Source organism: Pseudomonas sp. PME37.24/025 (assembly GCF_055556615.1).
On record NZ_JBVHNK010000001.1, the window covers coordinates 256,674 to 277,864 of the forward strand.

15 protein-coding genes, 1 tRNA gene and 1 pseudogene are annotated in these 21,191 nt (G+C 56.8%); 9 read left to right on the forward strand and 8 right to left on the reverse strand.

The annotated features are described in order from the left end of the window. Nucleotides 1-38: 38 nt before the first annotated feature. Nucleotides 39-710 (reverse strand): Bax inhibitor-1/YccA family protein, encoded by a 672-nt coding sequence (locus ACZ3HH_RS00960; protein WP_034147218.1) that lies wholly within the window; start codon nt 708-710, stop codon nt 39-41. Between the two features lie 123 nt (nt 711-833). On the opposite strand from ACZ3HH_RS00960, the gene ACZ3HH_RS00965 reads away from it, so the two are divergent. Continuing rightward, a tRNA-Ser gene (locus ACZ3HH_RS00965) sits at nt 834-921 on the forward strand. A 285-nt stretch (nt 922-1,206) separates the two neighbouring features. On the opposite strand, the gene ACZ3HH_RS00970 is transcribed toward ACZ3HH_RS00965, so the two are convergent. Continuing rightward, nucleotides 1,207-2,373: an MFS transporter gene (locus ACZ3HH_RS00970; protein ID WP_465802238.1), complete on the reverse strand. Its 1,167-nt coding sequence runs from the start codon at nt 2,371-2,373 to the stop codon at nt 1,207-1,209. A gap of 94 nt (nt 2,374-2,467) precedes the next feature. Here ACZ3HH_RS00970 and ACZ3HH_RS00975 point away from each other — a divergent pair, with 94 nt between their 5' ends. Next, a complete protein-coding gene (locus ACZ3HH_RS00975; RefSeq protein ID WP_465802239.1) occupies nt 2,468-3,373 on the forward strand; it encodes a LysR family transcriptional regulator in 906 nt (301 codons plus the stop codon). Between the two features lie 555 nt (nt 3,374-3,928). Here ACZ3HH_RS00975 and ACZ3HH_RS00980 read toward each other — a convergent pair. Continuing rightward, the gene (locus ACZ3HH_RS00980; RefSeq protein ID WP_218433842.1) at nt 3,929-4,138 is read right to left on the reverse strand and encodes a hypothetical protein; all 210 of its coding nucleotides are present in this window, start codon (nt 4,136-4,138) and stop codon (nt 3,929-3,931) included. Between the two features lie 189 nt (nt 4,139-4,327). After that, nucleotides 4,328-5,188, reverse strand: coding sequence for a LysR family transcriptional regulator (locus ACZ3HH_RS00985; protein WP_465802242.1), 861 nt, complete (start codon nt 5,186-5,188; stop codon nt 4,328-4,330). A gap of 99 nt (nt 5,189-5,287) precedes the next feature. On the opposite strand from ACZ3HH_RS00985, the gene ACZ3HH_RS00990 reads away from it, so the two are divergent. Both ACZ3HH_RS00990 and ACZ3HH_RS00995 read left to right on the forward strand, forming a co-directional pair. Then, on the forward strand, nt 5,288-5,983 hold the full coding sequence (locus tag ACZ3HH_RS00990) for a glutathione S-transferase N-terminal domain-containing protein (protein WP_218433716.1): 696 nt from the start codon (nt 5,288-5,290) through the stop codon (nt 5,981-5,983). A 701-nt stretch (nt 5,984-6,684) separates the two neighbouring features. Next, nucleotides 6,685-7,356, forward strand: a complete 672-nt coding sequence (locus ACZ3HH_RS00995; protein ID WP_465802244.1) for a hypothetical protein — start codon at nt 6,685-6,687, stop codon at nt 7,354-7,356. 141 nt (nt 7,357-7,497) lie between these two features. On the opposite strand, the gene ACZ3HH_RS01000 is transcribed toward ACZ3HH_RS00995, so the two are convergent. Further along, entirely contained in the window at nt 7,498-11,877 is a 4,380-nt protein-coding gene (locus ACZ3HH_RS01000; protein WP_465802246.1) for a response regulator, read from the reverse strand. Between the two features lie 43 nt (nt 11,878-11,920). Continuing rightward, complete coding sequence (locus ACZ3HH_RS01005) at nt 11,921-13,078, reverse strand: response regulator (RefSeq protein ID WP_465802247.1); 1,158 nt, start codon at nt 13,076-13,078, stop codon at nt 11,921-11,923. Nucleotides 13,079-13,697: 619 nt separating this feature from the next. Between ACZ3HH_RS01005 and ACZ3HH_RS01010 the strand changes: the two genes are divergently transcribed. After that, entirely contained in the window at nt 13,698-15,116 is a 1,419-nt protein-coding gene (locus tag ACZ3HH_RS01010) for an IS1182 family transposase (protein ID WP_465802248.1), read from the forward strand. A 738-nt stretch (nt 15,117-15,854) separates the two neighbouring features. On the opposite strand, the gene ACZ3HH_RS01015 is transcribed toward ACZ3HH_RS01010, so the two are convergent. Further along, nucleotides 15,855-16,766 carry a LysR family transcriptional regulator gene (locus ACZ3HH_RS01015; protein ID WP_465802250.1) on the reverse strand — a complete coding sequence of 304 codons (912 nt, stop codon included), beginning with the start codon at nt 16,764-16,766 and terminating at the stop codon, nt 15,855-15,857. 383 nt (nt 16,767-17,149) lie between these two features. Between ACZ3HH_RS01015 and ACZ3HH_RS01020 the strand changes: the two genes are divergently transcribed. From ACZ3HH_RS01020 to ACZ3HH_RS01035, 4 genes are all read left to right on the forward strand, one after another. Next, nucleotides 17,150-18,073, forward strand: a complete 924-nt coding sequence (locus tag ACZ3HH_RS01020) for a SphA family protein (protein WP_465802251.1) — start codon at nt 17,150-17,152, stop codon at nt 18,071-18,073. Nucleotides 18,074-18,123: 50 nt separating this feature from the next. After that, nucleotides 18,124-19,332 (forward strand): alpha/beta fold hydrolase, encoded by a 1,209-nt coding sequence (locus ACZ3HH_RS01025; RefSeq protein WP_465802252.1) that lies wholly within the window; start codon nt 18,124-18,126, stop codon nt 19,330-19,332. Between the two features lie 144 nt (nt 19,333-19,476). Then, nucleotides 19,477-19,980, forward strand: a complete 504-nt coding sequence (locus ACZ3HH_RS01030; RefSeq protein ID WP_465802253.1) for an amidohydrolase family protein — start codon at nt 19,477-19,479, stop codon at nt 19,978-19,980. A 75-nt stretch (nt 19,981-20,055) separates the two neighbouring features. Continuing rightward, nucleotides 20,056-20,406: a hypothetical protein gene (locus tag ACZ3HH_RS01035; RefSeq protein WP_465802255.1), complete on the forward strand. Its 351-nt coding sequence runs from the start codon at nt 20,056-20,058 to the stop codon at nt 20,404-20,406. Here ACZ3HH_RS01035 and ACZ3HH_RS01040 read toward each other — a convergent pair. Further along, nucleotides 20,387-21,104: pseudogene (locus tag ACZ3HH_RS01040) on the reverse strand (substrate-binding domain-containing protein); the annotation flags it as partial. The gene ACZ3HH_RS01035 and the pseudogene ACZ3HH_RS01040 overlap by 20 nt on opposite strands. Between the last annotated feature and the right edge of the window lie 87 nt (nt 21,105-21,191).

Here is a 21,191-nt window from a genome sequence, read left to right on the forward strand (position 1 = left end):
AACCCGCCTAAGCGGGTTTTTTTACTCAAGGCCGACGATTAATCATCGCGGCTCATGATGCCAAACAGCTGCAGCAAGCTGATGAACAGGTTGTAGATCGATACATACAGGCTGATGGTCGCCATGATGTAGTTGCGCTCGCCGCCGTGAATGATGGCGCTGGTCTGGAACAGAATGCACACCGAGGAGAACAGCACGAAACCTGCGCTGATCGCCAGTTGCAGACCGCTGATCTGGAAGAAGAAGCTCGCCAGCGTTGCACCCAGCAGCACAAAGAAACCGGCTGTGATGAAACCGCCGAGGAAGCTCATGTCCTTGCGGGTGATCAGCACATAAGCCGACAGGCCGCCGAACACCAGTGCGGTCATCGCGAAGGCCGAACTGACCACTTCCGCGCCGCCCTGCATACCCAGGTAACGGTTGAGGATCGGGCCGAGCAGGAAACCCATGAAACCGGTCAGCGCGAACGCAGACACCAGGCCCCACGCCGAGTCACGGAGTTTGTTGGTGAGAAAGAAAAGGCCGTAGAAGCCGATCAGCACCACGAAGATATTCGGGTAGCCGACACGCATCTGCTGCGCGACAAACGCCATCACGCCGCTGAATGCGAGGGTGAGGGCGAGTAAGCCGTAAGTGTTGCGCAGGACGCGGCTAACCTCTAGCTGCTCAGCCTGCACGCTGTTATTAACTGCGTAATCCTGTTCGCGCATGGCGACACTCCTGTTGGTTTGAAACGTTCAGTCGCAAAGATCATAACAGACGCTCTGTAACAAGCTATGCAGAGAGTTTGACAGTGTGTTTCATTCAGGTATTATGGCGCCCGCAACGCAAACGGAGGTGTGGCCGAGTGGTTTAAGGCAACGGTCTTGAAAACCGTCGACTGTAACAGGTCCATGAGTTCGAATCCCATCGCCTCCGCCATCTTTATACGACAAAGCCCTGATTATTCAGGGCTTTGTCGTTTCTGGCATTCAGGAATTTTGCTCCTCTTTTTATGGATCGTTTCCGCATCTTTTCGGCCATTTCCGCAACCCACCTCTCCGCCCCCTCCTCCCCCCAAATTAAATAGCTCGACCAAAAAGTGAAGGATGCGTTTGAGATTGGGTGGTAGGCAGCTTTCGGCCGTATCTGCCGGTCAGCAACGGCAGAAATCTACCACTTGCCGCCACTCATCGATGGTAACGAATCACTCCCCCTTCATCTTCGTCACACCACTGCTGCTTCAATCGTTCTGGAGCGCCAGGCAAAAGCCAACACCATCAGCAGCCCCAGGCCTGCCATCGCCGCTCCGGCCAGGGAAATCGCCGGATAACCCAGACCCGCGTTGATCACCGCTCCGCCCAGCGCTGCGCCAATCGCGTTGCCAAAATTGAAGGCGCCAATGTTCACCGCAGAGGCAAGATTGGGCGCGTCCTTCGCTGCTTCCACGACGCGCATCTGTAGCGGCGGCACCAGGGCAAAGCTCGCGATACCCCAAATCAGGATGGCTACGGCAGCCGGCAGCGGCCAACGCATCAGTACGGTGAACGCCAACAAGACGAGAATCAGCACGCTCAGCGAGATGATCAGAGTGCGATCTATTGAGCGGTCAGCGGCCTTGCCGCCCCACATGTTGCCCAGCGTCAACCCGACACCGAACAGCACCAGCATGGCGGTGATGAAGGCGGTGGACGCATGGGTCTCGCTGCTGAGGATCGGCGCGATGTAGGTGAAGACGGTGAACATTGCACTCGAGCCGACTACGGTCAGGGCCAGCGCGCCCAGCACCGGGCCGCGCCCCAATACCCGAATTTCCGCCATTACACCGACGCTTTGCGGCGTCTTCAGGTTAGGCAGGGCGAACCACAACGCGGCCATGGTCAACACGCCCAGGCCGGTAACACCCCAGAAAGCGGTGCGCCAACCGAACAGTTCGCCAAACCAGGCGGCCAGCGGCACACCGCCGATGGTCGCCAGGGTCAGGCCCATGAACATCGCCGCCACCGCCCCTGCACGTTTCTCCGGGGCGACTACGCTGGCGGCGACGATGGAGCCAACGCCAAAAAATGCACCATGGTTCAGTGAGGTCACCACCCTGGCGACCATGAGGCTGTAGTAATCGGTGGCCAGGGCTGACATCAGATTACCCAGGGTGAAAATCGCCATGAGTCCGATCAGCAGATAGCGCCGGGGAATCCTGCCGGTCGTCAGGGTCATCAGCGGTGCGCCGAGCAATACGCCCAGCGCATAAGCACTGACCAGCAAACCGGCGGCGGGAATGGAAACGCCCAGATCCGCAGCGATACCCGGCAACATGCCCATGGGGGAGAATTCTGTTACGCCGATGCCAAAGGCACCGATGGCGAGTGCGACAAGTGGTGGATTGATACGCATGGAAGGCTCCTTATCTATGCCGCTGATGCTACGATCCAGTCTTTTCAGGCGGTAGATAGCATTTTTGGTAATCACCTTTGCGCAGGAGGCATAAGTGGATTTCAACGGCAGGTCAGGTGAAATGAGCGTGTTTACCACCGTGGCGCAGGAAGGCAGCCTGTCGGCCGCCGCGCGTGCACTGGGCCTGACACCCTCGGCAGTCAGTCGGATCATCGCGCGTACCGAGCAACGTCTTGGCACCCGCCTGCTGTTGCGCACCACCCGAGCGATCACCTTCACCGCCGAGGGCGAAGCGTTCCTGCGCGGCGCCCGGCGTATCCTGGCCGACATGGACGAGGTCGAAGAAGCCATCGCCGACCAGGGCGTACCCAGGGGGCGATTGCGGGTCAGTGCCGCCCTTGGCCACGGGCGGCTCGCCATCGTCCCCTTGGTCGCAGCATTCAGCGCCCGCTACCCGAACATCGTCGTCGACCTCACCCTCGGCGACGAAGTGGTCGACATTCTCGGCGGGCAGGCCGACGTCGCGGTCCGCTTTGGCCATCTGCCCGACAGCCCGCTGACCGCGCGCAGGATCGGCGACACCGGCCAGGTAGTGGTGGCATCGCCCGGGTATCTGCAGCGCCACGGCATCCCCCAGGAACCGGAAGACCTGCTACAGCACAACTGCCTGCGCTTCAACTTCCGGCGTGCCGAACCCAACTGGCCGTTCATCCGCGATGGAAAAGAGTTTTCCCTGAAGGTCAGCGGCAACATCGAATGCAGCAGTGGTGAAGCGCTGGCACAACTCGCGCGGGTCGGTGCCGGCATTGCACGTATCGGTGAGTTCAGCGTGAGCGAGGATCTGCAGCGCGGCGACCTGATTGCGCTGTTGGAAGCCTGGAACCCCAGGGACCAGGAACCGATTCATGCGGTGTTCGTCGGTGGGGCGGCAATGCCGGCGCGGGTGCGATTGTTCGTGGACTTCTTGCTGGAACATCACCGGATCGGAGGCGTAAGCTGATACTTCCGGGTAGTCGTGATATTGAAGTGACCACAACATTTTGGGTGCACTATCAATAGGTGGTTTGCCTTACTGGAACAATCGTGAGCTCTGGCATTGATGGATCGTCTGCACGTCTTAAATGGCCGTCGTGAAAGACCGCTTTCGGCCGAGGGTGTGTAAAAACGTTTTTGAGCGCGACAGGTACTCAAAACCGGACTGAAAATCGCGCTTCTACGCGAAATCCACATCTGCTGACGTGCCGATAAATTTCAGATTCAACGTAGACGCGCACACTTCAATTATGGCGAAGCGTTTTTACACACTCTGGGCCAGAAGCAGCCGGTGAAAATTAGGTTCCCGAAACAGCACCTTGTTCAGCGTGGCTCGCAAGGCATACTCGACGGCATATTTTCCGCCACGACTTAATTACTTTGGATGACATCCCGCGATCAAACCATTTGTCGTTGCCGATGGGCTCGCTGCCGTCAAGGACGGATTGAGGCGAAAAGCGGAGCCGGCGCCTTCGCCCACGAAGCAGTCATAGTTATTGTTAAACCAGAAGGGTCATTGGACTCAATGCAGTCGCTTGGTGAGCCCGGACAGGATGCGCTGTTGGCACAAGCTGACACTGGCGAATTTTGCCTCAGCATCTGCCTTCAGCCGTTCGAGTTCTCCTAACGATGCGCAGGAAAGCGCTTCGTGGTATCGGCGCAAGGTATCGATGGCTTGCTGCATGACCTCATCGGCGGCGCTGACGTCGCTACCCAGCTCTCTTGAGGTCATGCCTTTGTAGCGTGCTTAAAGACCTTCATCCATGACCTACTATCTCAAGGGCGGGGGGGAAGTATAGAAGCCCGGTTAGGGTTGCAGGTGCAGGCTTGCGCCTAACCATTGCTTACCCCCCGAACGCGTTGTAGCGTGCGACCTGGAGGAAGCGTCCGTCGCACCTTGCATAATTGCGCGGGTGTCCACTTATCTGGCAGGCAGCAACTCGGCAAACGTAGCAACCAGGTGATCCATCACCACCCGCACCGCAGGAGACTTGCGAATGTCGGCGTGCACCGACATCCATAGGGGACGTGGTGAAGGGGGAGCATCCACGGATACTTTGACCAGTTCCGCATCCGCGTCGCCGAGCAGGCAAGGTAGCAGGCTAAGGCCGAGGCCCGATCTCGCAGCCTGATATTGCGTCAGCACGTCGTTCGTCCGCAGCACAAAAGGACGCACGCCAGCGAAGTCCTGAAGCCAGCGCTGCTGGGGGATGTGGTCGAGGCTGGTTTCAAAACAGATGAAGGACCAAGTGTCGGGCAACGTATTTTCAGTTGCAGCATGGGCATAAAGGGCCAGCGGCAGCATCCCCACTTTTCTGACGATACGGCTTTGCGTATCTGGTCGCACAAAGCCTAACGATATATCCGCCTCACCACGTTCGAGTGACACAACTGCTGATGTCGCACTCAGGACGACATGCAGTTCTGGGTAATTCGAACGTAGGCTTGCCAAGCTAGGCGCGATGACGAATGAAGTAAGAACCGGCAAGGCACTGATGACAACCGTTCCCGAAACGTCCGAGCTTTGCCCACGCACATGGCGTTGAATATCCTGAGCAATACCCTCCATTGAGGCCGCAACGTCAGCAAGAGACCGACCTTGTTCGGTCAATCGCGTTGTCCGAGGCAATCTATCAATAAGCTTGAGTCCTGTAGCAGTTTCAAGATGCGAGACGCGACGGCTTACTGTCGTATGGTCAACCCGCAACTCATTCGCCGCACCGGACAGAGAGCCGTGACGCGCCACAGCCAAAAAATACTGGAGATCCTGCCAATTCAGCATATAGGTGTGTTTCCGCACGCTTCGCCTGTGATTTCACGCATTTTATCGGCTCTTGATGCTTGAGAAGATGACATCGTCATTACTTAGGAGCGATCTACGATGTTGACCTTATTCTATGCTGCTGGCGCGAGTTCCATGGCGCCGCATATTCTGCTTCATGAGGCTGGCGTGCCGTTTCGAGCCGAACGGGTCGATCTGGCATCCAAAACGTGGACTGACGGCGATTACAACCTGATCAACCCGAAATCTTACGTCCCAGCCCTGCGCCTAGAGGACGGTGACATGCTGACGGAATGCCTAGTCATTCTCACCTATATTGCTGACCTTGCCCCCGCAAAAACATTGCTTGCGTCACCAGACGATGTCCGGCGTTACCATGAAATGGAATGGCTCAGTTTTATCGCAACCGAGCTGCACAAGAATTTCATCACGCCTGAGCGTCACGGCGGCGTAGCCGCCAACTTTCTGTCGAAGACGGTCGAGGGGCAAGCGGTGACCCAAGTTCACGTATCACCGCGCCTCGCCTATGTTGACCGCTGCCTAGAAGGCCGTTGCTTCCTGATGGGTGAGACTTTTACAGCGCCGGACGCTTATCTATTCGTAATGCTGAGTTGGGCGCGTCGCATCGGACTTGATCTTGCACCATGGCCAAACCTCGAAGTATTCGCGACGAGGGTGACATCGATGGATTCGGTGCAAAAAACGATAAGAATAGAGGGGCCGCCCCATTCGTTGCGACCTGCTGGAGATGAGTTTCACATAGCCTCGGGCCGCCAACACACGTTGCGTGGGTAGACCCGCGCCAGCGCGGTTTCGGTGTCTGCGCGCATAATCATGGGGTCGGTGGCGAGCCAGATCGCATCAATGCGGATCATCGCCACATGTCGCGAAGACAGATCGCGCAGGCGGCTGCCCTTTCGGTCGGCTAACTGCTGACCGGTGCAGGGGTGTTGCACAGACTTGTTCACTCGTTTGCATTCGATCTGACCAGCCATTTACGTTGCATCTGACCACCGATTGCATTGGATTTGACGATCATGCTTCGTAACGATAATCGTCGGAGAACTACACATTGCTGCTGATGGCGGCGACAGGCAGTAATCGGCCACAACGTGCCGCGTCCCGATCTCCCATTGACTCATCAAGGACACCCATCACCTTTCCGGACGCCTCAGGTTGCGAATGAGCGAAAATATCACCTTAAATCCGGACGAACCGAGAGGAAACAGCCTTAATCCATCAGTCGGAAAGCGGAAGATCCGATGTTCTTCGCCCCACTGACAGAAAATCTCCAGGAATTGGACACGCGCAACTATTTCCTGAGATTCTTCGCGATGATTCTTAGCCACCCTCTACCTAATTTTCAAGGACAGTCATGTCTCTCTTTCATTATACGGATGCTAACGCATTGTTGAGACCAGCAGCTTTGGCTGACGGATATTCGATTTTTAAATGATTCAGAGGAAGCAGCGGACGGCGCGAAACATATAGAGGCAGTGATTCGTGAGCTAACAGACACAGATGATGAGGCCCACAAAAATGCCAAACGAAAATTAGCAGATTTTTCTCTATCCAATGTACTGTCAGACTTTGACGATATGCAAATGTTCGTCACATCTTTTAGTCGCACTCGCGATAGTTTAAGTCAATGGCGCTCATACGGATTGTATGCTATTGAATTCGAGGAAAAACACTTTGAAGAAAATCCAAATATTCACGACTGCGTTTACGACATAGGAACCAAGGAGAAACTAGCGAACGAACTCATCGAAATGGCGCTACATAATCTAAAAGAAGTATCCCGATCTGGGAGCAATTCTCTCGCAATTGAAGAACAAAGAGTTATCTGGGAGTTGGGAGACTCTGTATGCCTTTTCAAACACGAAAGCTTTAAAGAAGAGAGTGGGGCGCGACTGATCACCCAATCAACCCTTGATAACAAAGAGGTCTACTATCGCACGAAAAATGATTTGATTATACCTTTTCAAAAATTTTCATTTCCAATTGAAGCCATCAAAGCTATACACGTTGGCCCGATGAAACATCAAGAGTTGGCAATTAGCTCTCTGAAGTCCTTGCTCAACAATGCAGTTGTCAAATCCGGCGATTGCAGACCATTTCCATATATAGACATTATGTCTTCTAAAATCCCATACAGGATGCTGTAACCCTGGACAAGCGCCCCCGCCTGCCATTAAGCGGCCGCTTTGGGCGGATTGCTACCTGTCGCGAAGGGCTGCAACCGACCCAAACCAGCCAGTCGGTCTCTAGCTACCAGAAGAGGTCAGTAGCTCCTTTCCTGGTAAAACTCAGCAGTCCTGCAACAGTTCCAGGGCGCGATCAAAATCGAACAGCTCCACCTGCTCCGCGACCAGAGTCAGACGCTTGGCGAAGGTCCGATCGAGTGACAGATTGCGCAGCTCGGTAAGCACGTCCATGGCTGCCGTGTCGCTTTCGGCCAACAGACCTTTGAGCCTGTTCAACTGCTCGCTCACCTCGGGGCCATCCTGCTGGGCCTCGCCCATCGATGCTGGGGCGTTTCCGGCGAGGCCGGCCAGAGCGGTCAATGTCGGCAGCAGGCAACGCTCGACCTCTGTCGCCAGCTCTTGCACCACCATAGCGGGCTCGCCGCTCTGGCATGCCAGCTCCAGCACCGCGGCGGCCTGCGCCACGGCCCTGGCACCGATGTTGCCGGCCGTGCCGCGCAGGCTGTGGGCCACACGTCCGGCCGCGCTATCATCCGAGTCGGCCAGTGCGGCCTGGAATTGCTCGGCAAAACCTGTCTGAGTGTCGCGAAACTTGCAGAGCAGGCGCAGATAGAGTTCTCGCCGGCCCATACAGGTCGCCAGGCCGGCAACCATATCAATGCCCTCAAGACGATCCGGCAGCCCATTCGACAGGCCTACATTTGGCGATGCTGGAGCAGCTTGTGGCCTGATCCATTTTGCCAGTGTGGCGAACATGTCATCGACATTGAGTGGCTTGGATATATGGTCGTTCATGCCACTGCTCAGGGCGCGCTCGCGATCACCGTCCATGGCGTTGGCGGTCATGGCGATCACCGGCAAAGCATTAAAGCGCGGTTGTTGGCGAATCCTCTGGGTGGCGGTGTAGCCGTCCATCACCGGCATTTGGCAATCCATCAGCACGCCGTCGAAGCTGCCATCCTCGGCCAGGATGTCCAGCGCCTCCCGGCCGTGCCTGGCCAGTCGCAGCTGTATTCCGACACTCTCCAGCAGCTCGCAGGCCAGTTCCTGATTCAGCTCGTTGTCTTCTACCAGCAGCAGCCGGGCTCCATTCAGGCTGGCTGCGGTGCTGGCATTCTGTTGGGAGCGTTCGCCGGCCCGAGTATCGCCCTGCGGGCCTTTACCCAGCACCACACCGATGGCTTCGAGCAAAGAGGACGGTGTTACTGGCTTGGTCAGCACCACCGGTAACTGGATGCCTTGGCGCTCGGCTTCCTCGCGTGCCTCTTCGCGGCCAAAGGCGGTGACCATGATGACCGACGGCGTATGCATCAGGCTGGCGGAATGCATTCTACTCACGGCTTCTATGCCATCCATGCCGGGCATCCGCCAGTCCATCAGCACCAGATCGTAGGGCAGCACCTTATGCTCGGCATCGGCCAGCATGTGCAGCGCCAGGCTACCGTTCTCCGCGACATCCACCTCCAGGCCGAAGCTGCGCGCCATGCCCGAGAGGATTTCACGAGCACTAGCGTTGTCGTCCACTACCAGCACCCGCATACCCAGCAGTTCGTCGGCCTTGAACATGCGACGCGGCTGAACGCCTTGCTGCACGCCAATGCGTACCTGGAAATGGAACGTGGAGCCGACCCCTGGCTCGCTCTCAACCCAAATGTGGCCGTCCATCAACTCCACCAACTTCTTCGAGATGGACAAGCCCAGCCCGGTGCCACCGTACTTGCGCGTGGTCGAGCTGTCGGCCTGACTAAACGACTGAAACATGCGCGAACACTGCTCGACGGTCATGCCGATGCCAGTGTCGCGCACCCAGAAATGCAGCTGCACGCGCTCCTCGTGCGTGCCAACTTCTTCCACGCCGACCACAATCTCGCCGCGCTCGGTGAATTTGGCAGCGTTGTTGCCCAGGTTGATTAGCACTTGACCCAGGCGCAAGGGGTCTCCGAGCAGAGCAGTGGGTAACTCAGGCTGGGTCTGGAACAACAACTCCAGGCCCTTGTCCTCGGTCTTAAGGCCGATCATGGCGGCGAAGCTGTCGAGTACGTCCTCCAGGCGGAAGGGGGTTTGTTCGAGGTTCATCCTGCCGGCCTCGATCTTGGAGAAGTCGAGGATGTCGTTGATGATCCCCAGCAGGTTCTCCGCCGAGCGGTGCACCTTTTCAATGTAGTTGCGTTGGCGATTATCCAGTTCGGTACGCAGCGCCAAGTGGCTCATGCCGATGATGGCGTTCATTGGCGTGCGGATCTCGTGGCTCATGTTGGCGAGGAACTCGCTCTTGGCCTGGGTCGCGTCCTCGGCCGCCGCCCTTGCCTCTGCCAGTGCAGTCACGTCGATGTTGATGCCGGTTGCGCGCAATGGCTTGCCGTCAGGCGTGCGTGAGAATCGGTTGAGCGATTTGAACGTGCGCACCAGCCCATCGTTTTGCCGCACGATGCGGAAGTCGAACTCGACGCGGTCATCGCCATTTTGGACTGCGCTCTCGAACGTACTACTGATACGCGCCACGTCATCGGGATGCACCAACGCCTTCCAGTGCTCCAGAGTGCCACCGAATTCGCCAGGCTCAAGCCCGAACAGCGCTTCGAGCTGTGGTGTCCAATAGTTTTTACCGCTGACTAGGTCAACGTCGAATAGACCGATGTCGCCGGCCTCTTGCGCCAGATTCAGGCGATCGCTGGCAGTACGTAGCTTGGCCTCCATCGCCCTGCGCTCACTCACGTCGCGCACTGAGGCACAAACACAGACGCCACGCCCCTCCAAGCGGGGCAGATGGGACAGACCAATTTCCACGGAGAACAGGCTGCCGTCCTTGCGCACGCCATGCAGGTCATTCAAATCGCCGCCCATCTGCCGGGTTCCGCCGCTGGCAATGAACCCGTCGCGTAGCCGAACATGCCGCTCGCGGGCGGCCTGCGGCACCAGACGCTCGATGCTGGCACTGATCAGTTCGCCGTGTTCGTAGCCAAATAGGGCATCCATCTGCGGGTTGGTCATCAGGATGCGTCCGTCGGCACCCAGCACCAGCATGCCGTCCGGTGCCGCCTCAATAATGCCGCGGTACCACGCCTCGGTGGCGCGCAGTGCCGTCTGCTGAGCCTCCAGCTCCTGGGCCTGGAGTTCCAGTTGCAGGGCCTGGGCACCCATTTCGTCAGCCTGGCGACGAGTTTCCTGCAGCAGTGCCTGGGCCGCCTCGCTGCGCTCCATAATGGCCATGGCACCGGCCAGCCTCGGTAGCACTTCCTGCAGCAGCAATGCCTCGTTCTCTTCCAACGGGCGAAAGCCGGCCATTTCCACAACCCCGAGCAGACGCTCGCCACGCAGCACAGGCTGAACCAGCAGATGGCTGGCAGGGGCTTCGCCCAACTGTGCGCGCACACGCCAGAACTGCTCAGGCAGATCGTTGAGCTGGCGGGGTTGGCGATCCAATGCACACTGGCCAAGTAGCCCTTCACCGAGTTCCAGCTCAGCGCGCAGTGGGTGCTCACTGTCCGCCGCATAACCACCCAGTAATTGCAGGCGTGGCGCACCTTCATAGAGAACGTACAGCGCCCCCTGGCACATGCCCAGTTGTGGCGCGATGCGGCAAAAGAAAGCCTGGGCCAACTGCTGCGGCGTCTCCGCCTGTTGCAGATCCACTTGCAGGAGCGAGGCATGGGCTTTGACCCAGCGCTGGCGCTCAAGTTGACAAGCCTCCAGTTGCAGCGTGGCGATGGCGCGCGCCAGGTCACCGGTTTCGTTGCGCAGGTCGGTGTGAGGGATCTGGCTGTCCAACTTGCCGGATGCCAGCTCGTCAACCGCCGCGCGTACGCGGTTCAGCGGCACGCGGATGGAGCGGCTGACCAGCCAGGTCAGCAGCAAGGCCAGCGTCGAACCTCCCAGCAGCAATACATAAGTGATCGTGCTGCTGCGTTGCGCATACTCGGCCAGATTCTTCGCCGTATCGTGGATGTCGGCTTCTTTGTTTTTCTCTATCTGGATGAGCAGTCCATCGCTTTCCTGCTCCAGCGCGAGAAATTCCTTACTGTTGAGCAACGTCAACGCCTGACCCAGGGAACCCTTGCCGGCCAACTCCAACGCTTCATCGCCATTTTTTTGCAGGCGCTGCAATACCACCTCAAACGCCAACAAGCTGTTGAGGCTGCTTTGTCGCCGCAGCGTTGGGCGAACCTGCTCCAGAGCCTCGTGCAGACGCTCCTGGGCGACGGCCATCTGGGCCCTGGCGCTGATGCGGATGTCCGCGTTGCTGGTAGCGACGGCGCGTTGCAGTGCCAGCAACAGATGCGGCAGCTGCACCCGAACCTCCTGCACATGCTGGATACCGACCAAATCCTGCTGGTACAACTGCTGCATTTCGTACCTGAGTGAATATTGGGTGCGTAGGCTTTGCACGCCCAGCATCAGGATCAATATCAGCAACGCAGCGAAGCCGATGATCAATTTGCTGCGCAGAGACAAGCGCTCGAGCAGCTCGAACAGTCTGTTCATATACCGCCTCGTTTAGCTTGATGTGCAGAATGATGCAAAGGGCTCAGGGCTGCTCAGCGATCTGCTCAAGTGAGGCCAACTGCTTGGCCATGTCCTGGTCGCTATCGGCGAACCGTGCGGCAATTTCCCGGAACCGCTCGGCATTGGCCAGAAAGGCGTCGCAGATGTCTGGGTCGAAATGCGAACCGCGGCCTTCGCGGATAATTTCCACCGCCTGCGCATGGGGCATGCCGGGCTTGTACACGCGGCGGCTGATCAGCGCATCGTAGACATCCGCCACGGCCATCAAACGGGCGCTGATGGGGATGTCGTCGTTGCCCACCCCTTGCGGATAGCCACTGCCATCCCATTTTTCCTGGTGCCCGTAGGCGATTTCCTTGGCCAGAAGAAGGAAGTCGACGCCTATCCCCAACTGATCCTCGGCGTGCTGGATGGCATCGCGCCCCAACGTAGTGTGGGTCTTCATGATCTCGAACTCTTGCGGGGTGAGACGTCCCGGTTTGAGCAGGATGCGATCGGGAATGCCGATCTTGCCGATATCGTGCAGGGGTGCCGACTTGAACAGCAGCTTGATAGTTTCCTCGTCGAGGAAGTGGCGGAAGCGTGGATGCTCGCGCAGCAGCTCGGCCAGCAGTTTGATGTAGTGCTGGGTACGACGAATGTGGTTGCCGGTTTCGTTGTCGCGGGTTTCGGCCAGCGATGCCATGGCGTGGATGGTGACGTCCTGGATAGCGGTCACCTCGCGGGTGCGGCGCTGCACCTCCTGCTCCAGAAATTCGTTCTTGTCACGCAGGAAATCCGCAGCCGCCTTGACCTTGATCTGGGTCGCGACCCTGGCCACGAGTACCGGGGGGATAATCGGTTTGGTGATGTAGTCCGCAGCGCCCAGGGTCAGGCCCCGAATCTCGTCTTCGGTGGCAGCCATGGCGGTAAGGAAAATGATCGGAATGTGGCGAGTACGGGTGTCAAGTTTGAGCTGCTCGGCAACGTCGTAGCCGGACAGGCCCGGCATCATGATGTCCAGCAGGATCAGGTCGGGAAGTGGGTCGCCCTGGAGAAGACGCAACGCTTTCTCGCCGCTGTTGGCTGCCTTGACCCGATATCTGTCCTTGAGCAACTCGGTTATCAACATCAGGTTGTCGGGGGTGTCGTCGACCACCAGGACGGTGGCTGATGGATAAACGTTCTGCATGCTATCCATAGAAATTGGCTCCCTTGCCTGACAATTAAGGAGAGGCCGCATCTACGCCATTCCCTTGCTGGAAAGCGTAGCTAGAAAATCTGCAATCGCTAGGAGAAAGTCGGAGGCTTATGGGTGTCCGCTTCTGGTCCAGAGTGTGTCAAAACCCTTGTTAGCAGCTTCCACTCCGGAATGTTTTGCTCTACTCAGCCTAGGTCGGACGTCAGTTGCTCAGAATCAGAATAAAATTCCAGAGATCAGCAGGCACGCCGACAACGTGGGCTAGAGGCTAGAAATCCGGGGGTTGGATGATTGCAGGCAACGTTTCATATCTTTGTCCAGTTTGTGGATACGCCGGGCTTGAAGAGCCTCCATACGACGAGGTTGGTTGCTCTTCGTTTGGCATCTGCCCGTCCTGCGGTACGCAGTTTGGCTATGATGACGCGACTTCTGCTCATGCTGATTTACGGAGATTATGGGTCTCTAAAGGGATGCTTTGGTGGAGCAAAGCTCAAGCGTCACCGAGTGGTTGGGACCCGGTAAGGCAACTACAGGCGGTCGAAAAACGCATCAATGCCTGAACAAAACACCGCCGTTAGCCCTGCTATAATTTCTGAGGATTTCATCGCAGGGATCGCCCATGAAGCGCTTCATCCAAGGTGAACATCGCTTACTTCCCGAAAGCCTCGACGACTACGTCAACGATACCAATCCGGTGCGCATAGTCGACGTCTTCGTCGATGAACTCGACCTGGTCAATCTGGGTTTTGACGGTGCTATTCCTGCTGACACAGGCCGGCCTGCTTACCATCCTTCGATCCTGCTGAAGATCTACATCTACGGCTATCTCAACCGCATTCAGTCGAGCCGGCGGCTGGAACGAGAAGCTCAACGCAACGTTGAGCTGATGTGGTTGACCGGGCGCTTGATGCCGGACTTCAAGACCATCGCCAGCTTCCGAAAAGACAACAGCAAGGCCATCCGAGGCGTCTGTCGCCAGTTCGTTGTGCTGTGTCAGCAGTTGGGATTGTTCGGAGAAAATCTGGTGGCCATCGACAGCAGCAAATTCAAAGCAGTCAACAACCGCGACCGCAATTTCACCAGCGCCAAACTAAAGCGGCGAATGGAAGAAATTGGATCGAGCATCAACCGTTACCTGACGGCACTCGATGCTGCCGATCGGCAGGAACCCACAGCTTCCGAGCCCACTGCCGTGCGGCTGGAAGAGAAAATCGCCAAGCTCAAAACGCAAATGAAGGAGCTTCAAGCGATTGAAATCCAGCTCAAGGAATCTCCGGATAAACAGGTCTCACTGACCGATCCAGACAGCCGCTCCATGATGACGCGCGGCACGGGAATCGTTGGCTACAACGTGCAGACAGCGGTCGATACTCAGCACCATCTGATCGTTGCGCACGAGATGACCAACGTCGGTTCCGACCGCGATCAACTCAGCTCGATGGCCAAGCAGGCCCGCGAGGCGATGGCGTCAGAAACGCTGTCGGCAGTGGCTGATCGAGGTTACTTCAAAAGCGAACAAATCCTGGCTTGTCACGATGCTGACATCACCGCCTATGTGCCCAAGCCGATGACCTCAGCAGCCAAAGCCGATGGGCGTTTCAACAATGATGTCTTCATCTACGACGCTTCAAAAAATGAATACATTTGTCCGGCTGGAGAGGCATTGATTTGGCGTTTTTCCAGCGTTGAAAAAGGCCTCAAGTTACACCGCTACTGGAGTTCGAATTGCCAAGGCTGCGCCATGAAGTCGCAGTGCACACCGAGCACGCAACGACGAATTCGCTGCTGGGAACATGAAGCCGTATTGGAGGAAATGCAGCTTCGGCTGAGCAAAGCCCCGGAGATGATGCGGGTCCGAAAACGGACGGTTGAGCATCCCTTCGGAACGCTCAAACAATGGATGGGTGCGACGCACTTCCTGACGCGGAAGCTGGCCGGTGTTAGTGCGGAGATGAGCTTGAATGTGCTCGCCTACAACCTGAAACGGGTCATGAAAATCATCGGTGCCAACGGTTTGATGAAGGCGCTGTTAGCCTAAAAAAGGCTGATTTTGGCCCATCCCAGAGACTGTAAAAACGGTGTTGACTTGTTCCACGTCGCGACCGATGCGACCCGCCGCATTGACCGTGCGATCGCTCAGCCACCAAAGGTCGATGTTCCAAGACGATGAGGTCAGAGCGTTTTTACACACTCTGGGCCAAGCGCAGTCTCTCGGTTGCAACTACGAAATTTAGGGCGATCATGAGCCCACCCAGAAAGCCAAAAAACCGGCCAAATTCGTTTCCGCAAATAAACTTCCACCCCTTGATTTCAGAGGCCTCCAGAGCATTAACGAATACTGCCTTGCGGAAACGAATCCAACTTAAAATATTGAAATATAAGGATTAATCTTCGGACTTGAAAACCGTCGACTGTAACAGGTCCATGAGTTCGAATCCCATCGCCTCCGCCATCTTTATATGACAAAGCCTTGATTATTCGGGGCTTTGTCGTTTCTGGGGTTTGGAAAAACCTGCCAGCCCACACTTCAGCCCACACCCTGGATGAAGTATCGCTTTTCGACCAGCGGCTAACTTTTCGAATGGTCTCTTGCCTACACCTACAGGCCTGAAGAACGGGTTTAGAGGCAGCTTCCGCAGGAAGCGCCGGAACGGAAAACAGAGGTTTTGATCTCTCTTTCGACGCAGCCCAACAAACTACGCGCAAACAAAAACGCCGCTCAGTGAGCGGCGAGTTTCCCCGGGGCCAATACCCCATCCGACACCAATTGCAACGGCTAATCCAACGCCCGGCTGGTTATAAAGTTTTTCACGTGCTCAATGAACGCAATGACCTTGCGGGTTGATCGGTGATGGCTCGGGTACACCGCCACGAGGTTGGGTCCGAAGGCTTCGGGATCAATCAGGTAGTCAGGCATGATTTGAACCAGCAGACCTTGAGCAATCAGAGGCGCAGCACTCCATTGCGGCACAATTAACAGACCGCATCCGGCCAGTGCCTGGGTCAATAAAAAATCGTAATTATCGCATTCCACAAGGGGCTTCTTGGGGAATGGAAACTTGAACTGCTCACCCTGATAACTGGCACGCCAATAGCTCCTGCTCAACAGCGGGTTTCTGTAGAGCAACCAATCTTGGGTGTGCACATTATCGGGATTGATGGTGATGTTTTTACGCGCCAGATAAGCAGGACTGGCGCAGAGAAAAACCGTGTTGCGCGCAATTACTTTTGAAATGATTCGATCACTCTCGCCCACCCTGAGTGCCAAGTCATACCCCCCTTCATCCAAGTTTATTGGCACATCCCCCAGGGTCACGCTCAATTGAATATTGGGATAAATGGCAATGAAATCGGCACAGGCATCGGCGAGAAAAGCTTTGCCGAATGCCATCGGGGAAGCGATGCGAAGCGGCCCGTTTATGCCTCCGCGCAACTGACTGATTTCTTCCTCCGCCTCTTCCAGGCTCAGCACCAGTTGCCTGGCCGTCTTCAGGTAGATAAAGCCCGCGTCGGTCAAGGTTGTGTGATGCGTGCTGCGCACCAACAGTTTTACGCCGAGGTCCTCCTCAAGATGGCTTATTGTTTTGGTGATCGCCGACGGCGTTTTGCCTAGCTGTTTGGCCGCCCGGCTAAAACTGCCACTGTCAGCGATGGCCAAAAATGTACTGAACGCACCCAATTTATCCATGGTATTTCCGTTTTGGAAAAAGCATTGTGAGCAAGGCTAGCCTTCACGGTGATTTTTTCTCTTGTACTATAGCCACACCCTGTACACAACCGACCGGGGTATGCAACGCCCTAAATGCTTAGATGATGCCTCAATAATTGTTGGCTCATGACACATCAAAAGAAGACCTTTATACAAGGCAACTAAAATCGATAACGCTTAGAAGCCACTGCCAAAAACCCTCGCAACTAACCTGCATCAGGTACAGCACGGGGTAAAACCAACCCAACTTTGTTGGCCATGTTTTATTTTTGCATGCATGCTTCTTCGCCGTTCAATGAGCAACCACAACAACAAAGCCGTGGCGAAAGAAGAACAATAATAATCCTTACAGGCGACTAATTATGAAGATCCGCATGAGTGCTCGGGCCGCTGTTGTGTTGTCCTTTGCAGTATGGGGCAGCGCAGCGTATGCGACAGAAAGTGGCGTTCCCACTACCGCCTATGGCGTGTACGATTTCGGTGCCGGCTTTTTACCACCTCCCACGCCCAATGGGACAATTGCCGGTCGATCCGCGTTCTATAAAACAACGTTGCAGAAAGACAGTCACGGTAAAGACACCGGCAATGACATTTCCGTCAGTGTGCTGTCTTTTTCGCTGGCTTATTTGCGCATGACCGATGCGACGATTCTCGGCGCCAACTATGGGTTTGGCGCGGTGGCGCCGTTTTTCAAGATGAACGGTGACTTGAAAGTCAATGCCGGCGGGCAGACCGTTTTTGAAACCAAGTCGGATATATTCAGGCAGGCGGATCTACAAATTCTGCCCATCATGCTTCAGTGGCATGTAGCGCCGAATATAGGCATCAACGCGCAATTACAAATTCAAGCGCCCACAGGGGATTATGATAAAGACCGCTTTATGAACTCCGGGGTCAATCACTGGACGTTTTCGCCTATTCTCAACGGTACTTGGATTTCTGAACACGGACTGGAAGTTTCATCAAGTTTCCAGTTGGACTTCAATACCAGGAACCATGACACCGATTATAAATCCGGCGTGGAATATCGCCATGAATTTGCCGTAGGCCAGCACATCAACGACTGGACGGTAGGCCTCGGTGGTTATTATTACCGGCAGCTCAGCGATGACAATGCGCCCAACCTGGAGAATGGCAACCGCTCCAGAGTCATTGCTGTCGGCCCTGCCATTTCTTACTTCAAGCCCGGCAGCATTCCAGTCTGGTTTCATGTCTACAAGGAATTCGACGCCGAAAATAGAGCGCAGGGTTATACAGCGGCCATCCGCCTCGCCCATTCGTTTTAAGCCAATCTCTTGTTCTTAAAACCCCATACACTTTGACTCTTGAGAATGTTATGAACAGACGCCAATCACTATCGGCTTCATTGGCAGCACTCGTTACTTCTTTCTGGCTGTCGACTACGTTTGCCGGGCTTCCACCCATAAATAGCGTCGAGGACGCCGTCAAGTTTGAATCCTCGCTTTTTATTCCGACCGGCAAATTCTGGGACAAGCCCACGGGAGCACCGGGCGCGCCAGGTCAGTTGATCCGCTCGGAGCAGGCTGAGGACTACCATCTTCCCAAGGGGGCGTCCGCCACCCGCATTCTCTACTGGTCCAACGACCTGTATGAGAGCCCTACGATCGCCTCCGCCGTGCTGATCAAACCGGCCGGCGCCGCGCCAAAGGGCGGTTTCCCGCTGGTGGTTTGGGCTCACGGCACCATGGGCGTAGGACAAATGTGTGGCGCCTCGAACTCGGTTGATATCGGCTACAACGTCATGCCACTCCTGGCACAGGGCTTTGCAGTGCTGGCCGTTGACTATGCAGGCCTGGCCACCAAAGGCGGCCACGGCTACATGAACAAAATCGTCAACGCCACGGATGTCATCAACGCGGTGCCTGCGGCTCAGGCTGCGGTGAAAGGCGTTACGCAGAAATGGGTCGCGATCGGTCACTCACAAGGGGGTCAGGCGGTGTGGGGGGTTGCCGAGCAGCAAGCCTCGCGCAAGGATCCTCATTACCTGGCTTCCGTGGCCCTCGCGCCAGCGGTTGGCGGAGCCGATCTGCTTGAGGCTAACGCCCAACAACCGGGCGCCTTGTTCTACCCCGTTTACATGGCCCGGGCGATCAAGCAGCAATTTCCAAAGTTTGACATCAACACGATGCTCACCCCTGACGCGGCGGCACGGTACGACGACCTGGTGAACAAGGGTTGCTACTTCTATGCGCAAGCGGCGTTCGCACAGGCCAAGCCCGGCAGTGTGCTGAAGACAGACTGGTCCCGCCAACCCTATGTGTCTGATTTTTTTGCGATCAACCAGGTGGGTAACAAGGCCACTGCCGGCCCCTTGCTGGTTGCCATCGGCACAGCTGACGACGCCACGCCGCCTGCCGTGATTGAAGCTCAGGCAAAGAAGACCTGCGCAGCAGGCAACTCCCTCGTACTGCGCTCGTACCCTGGCGATCATGTGGGGATGCTTCAAACATCGCTCGCCGACGTGACGGCGTGGATCAAGGACAGATTTGCCGGCAAGGCCGTAACCGGGGCCTGCGCCAACTGACCCAAACGCCCCCTGCAACCGATGACGAAGTGCTGCCTGCTTCGTCCATCCCCGCTGATGGCCCGTGGGTCATCAGCCTTGCGCTCAGGCTCACAACGTTGAGTTGTTTCAGCCCGCAGCGCCGCTTGCTTGAACGGAGCCTGTATGTCCCAGATGGCCGAACTGGTGATCACCAACGCGAAAATCCACACGATGGACGTCGATAACCCCGTGGCTCAGGCCATCGCGGTGCGCAACGGTCGCATCCTCGCGGTGGGCAGCAATGCCGATATCGAGCGCCTCACGGACGCGCATACCCAGCGCATTGACGCCCAAGGCCGGGTCATACTGCCAGGTCTGCAAGACACCCATGTGCACTTTCAATTGAGCAGCGCGGATTTCTACCACAGCGCATCGCTTTATGAAGCGCAGAGCCTTGAAGACCTGCTTCGTCTCATCAAGACATTTGCCGACGCTCACCCGCAAAAACCGTGGATTCGAGGGGTCGGTTTTTCCTCCTCGCGGTTCAGCCCACACCAACTGACTAAAGAGTTATTGGACAGCGTCACCGGCAGTCGCCCGGCGCTGATCTTCGCCAATGATTACCACAACGGCTGGGCCAACAGCGCCGCATTTGCCCTGGCCGATGTAAAGCCGGGTAGCCCCTAGCCGGAAAACGGCCACTACCTGCGCCTGGAGGACGGTAGCCCCAAGGGCTGGCTGAGTGAAGATGCGATTTGGGCCATGCACCGTCTTGCTCCGGCCTACAGCGAAGAGGACTACCTGGTTGCGATGAAGCAATACAGCCGCGCCTTCAATAGCCGAGGCATCACCGGGGTTCTGGATGCGATGGTGAACCGCAACCTGTTACAGAACTATCAGACCGCGTATGAGCGCGGCGATTTGAGCCTGCGTGTCTGCGGCACCGCCAAGATTTTCGCGCACAAGCCGTTGGCCGAGCAGGTCGAGGAATTAATCTCACTGAGGAACACCTACCAGGGCGACTGGGTGTCGTTGCATTCGGCCAAGTTTTTCCGGGTTACACCCTCAATGCTGCCAGCGCTGCCTGGCGCGAGACCTGTACCGGGAGCCTGATCTGCTGCTGTTTGAGCTCGCGCAGTGCGCGCAGTACCCCTGCGACACCGCCGTCGGCCACGTACAAGGCGGCGAGATCGGGTTCTCCACTCAGCAAATCCAGCGCATTGCCATACGCGAAATCATCGTCCTCAAGCGTCAGACGTGAGGCGAGCAACTCCCAATCCGACGCAATGATTCGACAGGTAACTGCGAAAGCTCAACTCGCACAACTCCTGGCACTGGAAACGCTGACTGCTGACCATCACCGCTGCCGAGCCCGGCTGCCTTGCCAATCGGGTGACGAACCACCCCGCCGTGCGCCCCATCAACCGATTGTCGAGGCCGACGTACGCTGGACTGGCCAGTTCCGAAATCAACGCGACCACCGGAACGCCCGCGGCCTGCAAGCGGGCGATGGCTTCACGCACCAGCGGGTGATCGACCGCCACCACTCCCACGCCGTCGACCTGATCACCCAGCGCCAGGATGCGCTGGGCCACCGTTCCCGGGTCAAGGTCGTCCAGATATCCGATGACCACGCGGATGCGCGCTCGCGCGAACGTGGCCGAGGCGTTGGACAGTGCTTGGGCAAGACCTTGATAGAACGCCACCCCACTCTTCTGCAGCAGGAACCCCAACCGCACCGTCGGTTTGTCGTTCACCACGCGTTGTTCGATGACCCCTTTGGCATGGAAGCCCAAGCGCGCCGTGCTGCTCCACACAACAGATTAATCAAAAATTAATGGGGCCTCGAATTTGAGGGCTTGAGCTGTACGCAGCTATGTATGTTGAGTTTCATCATA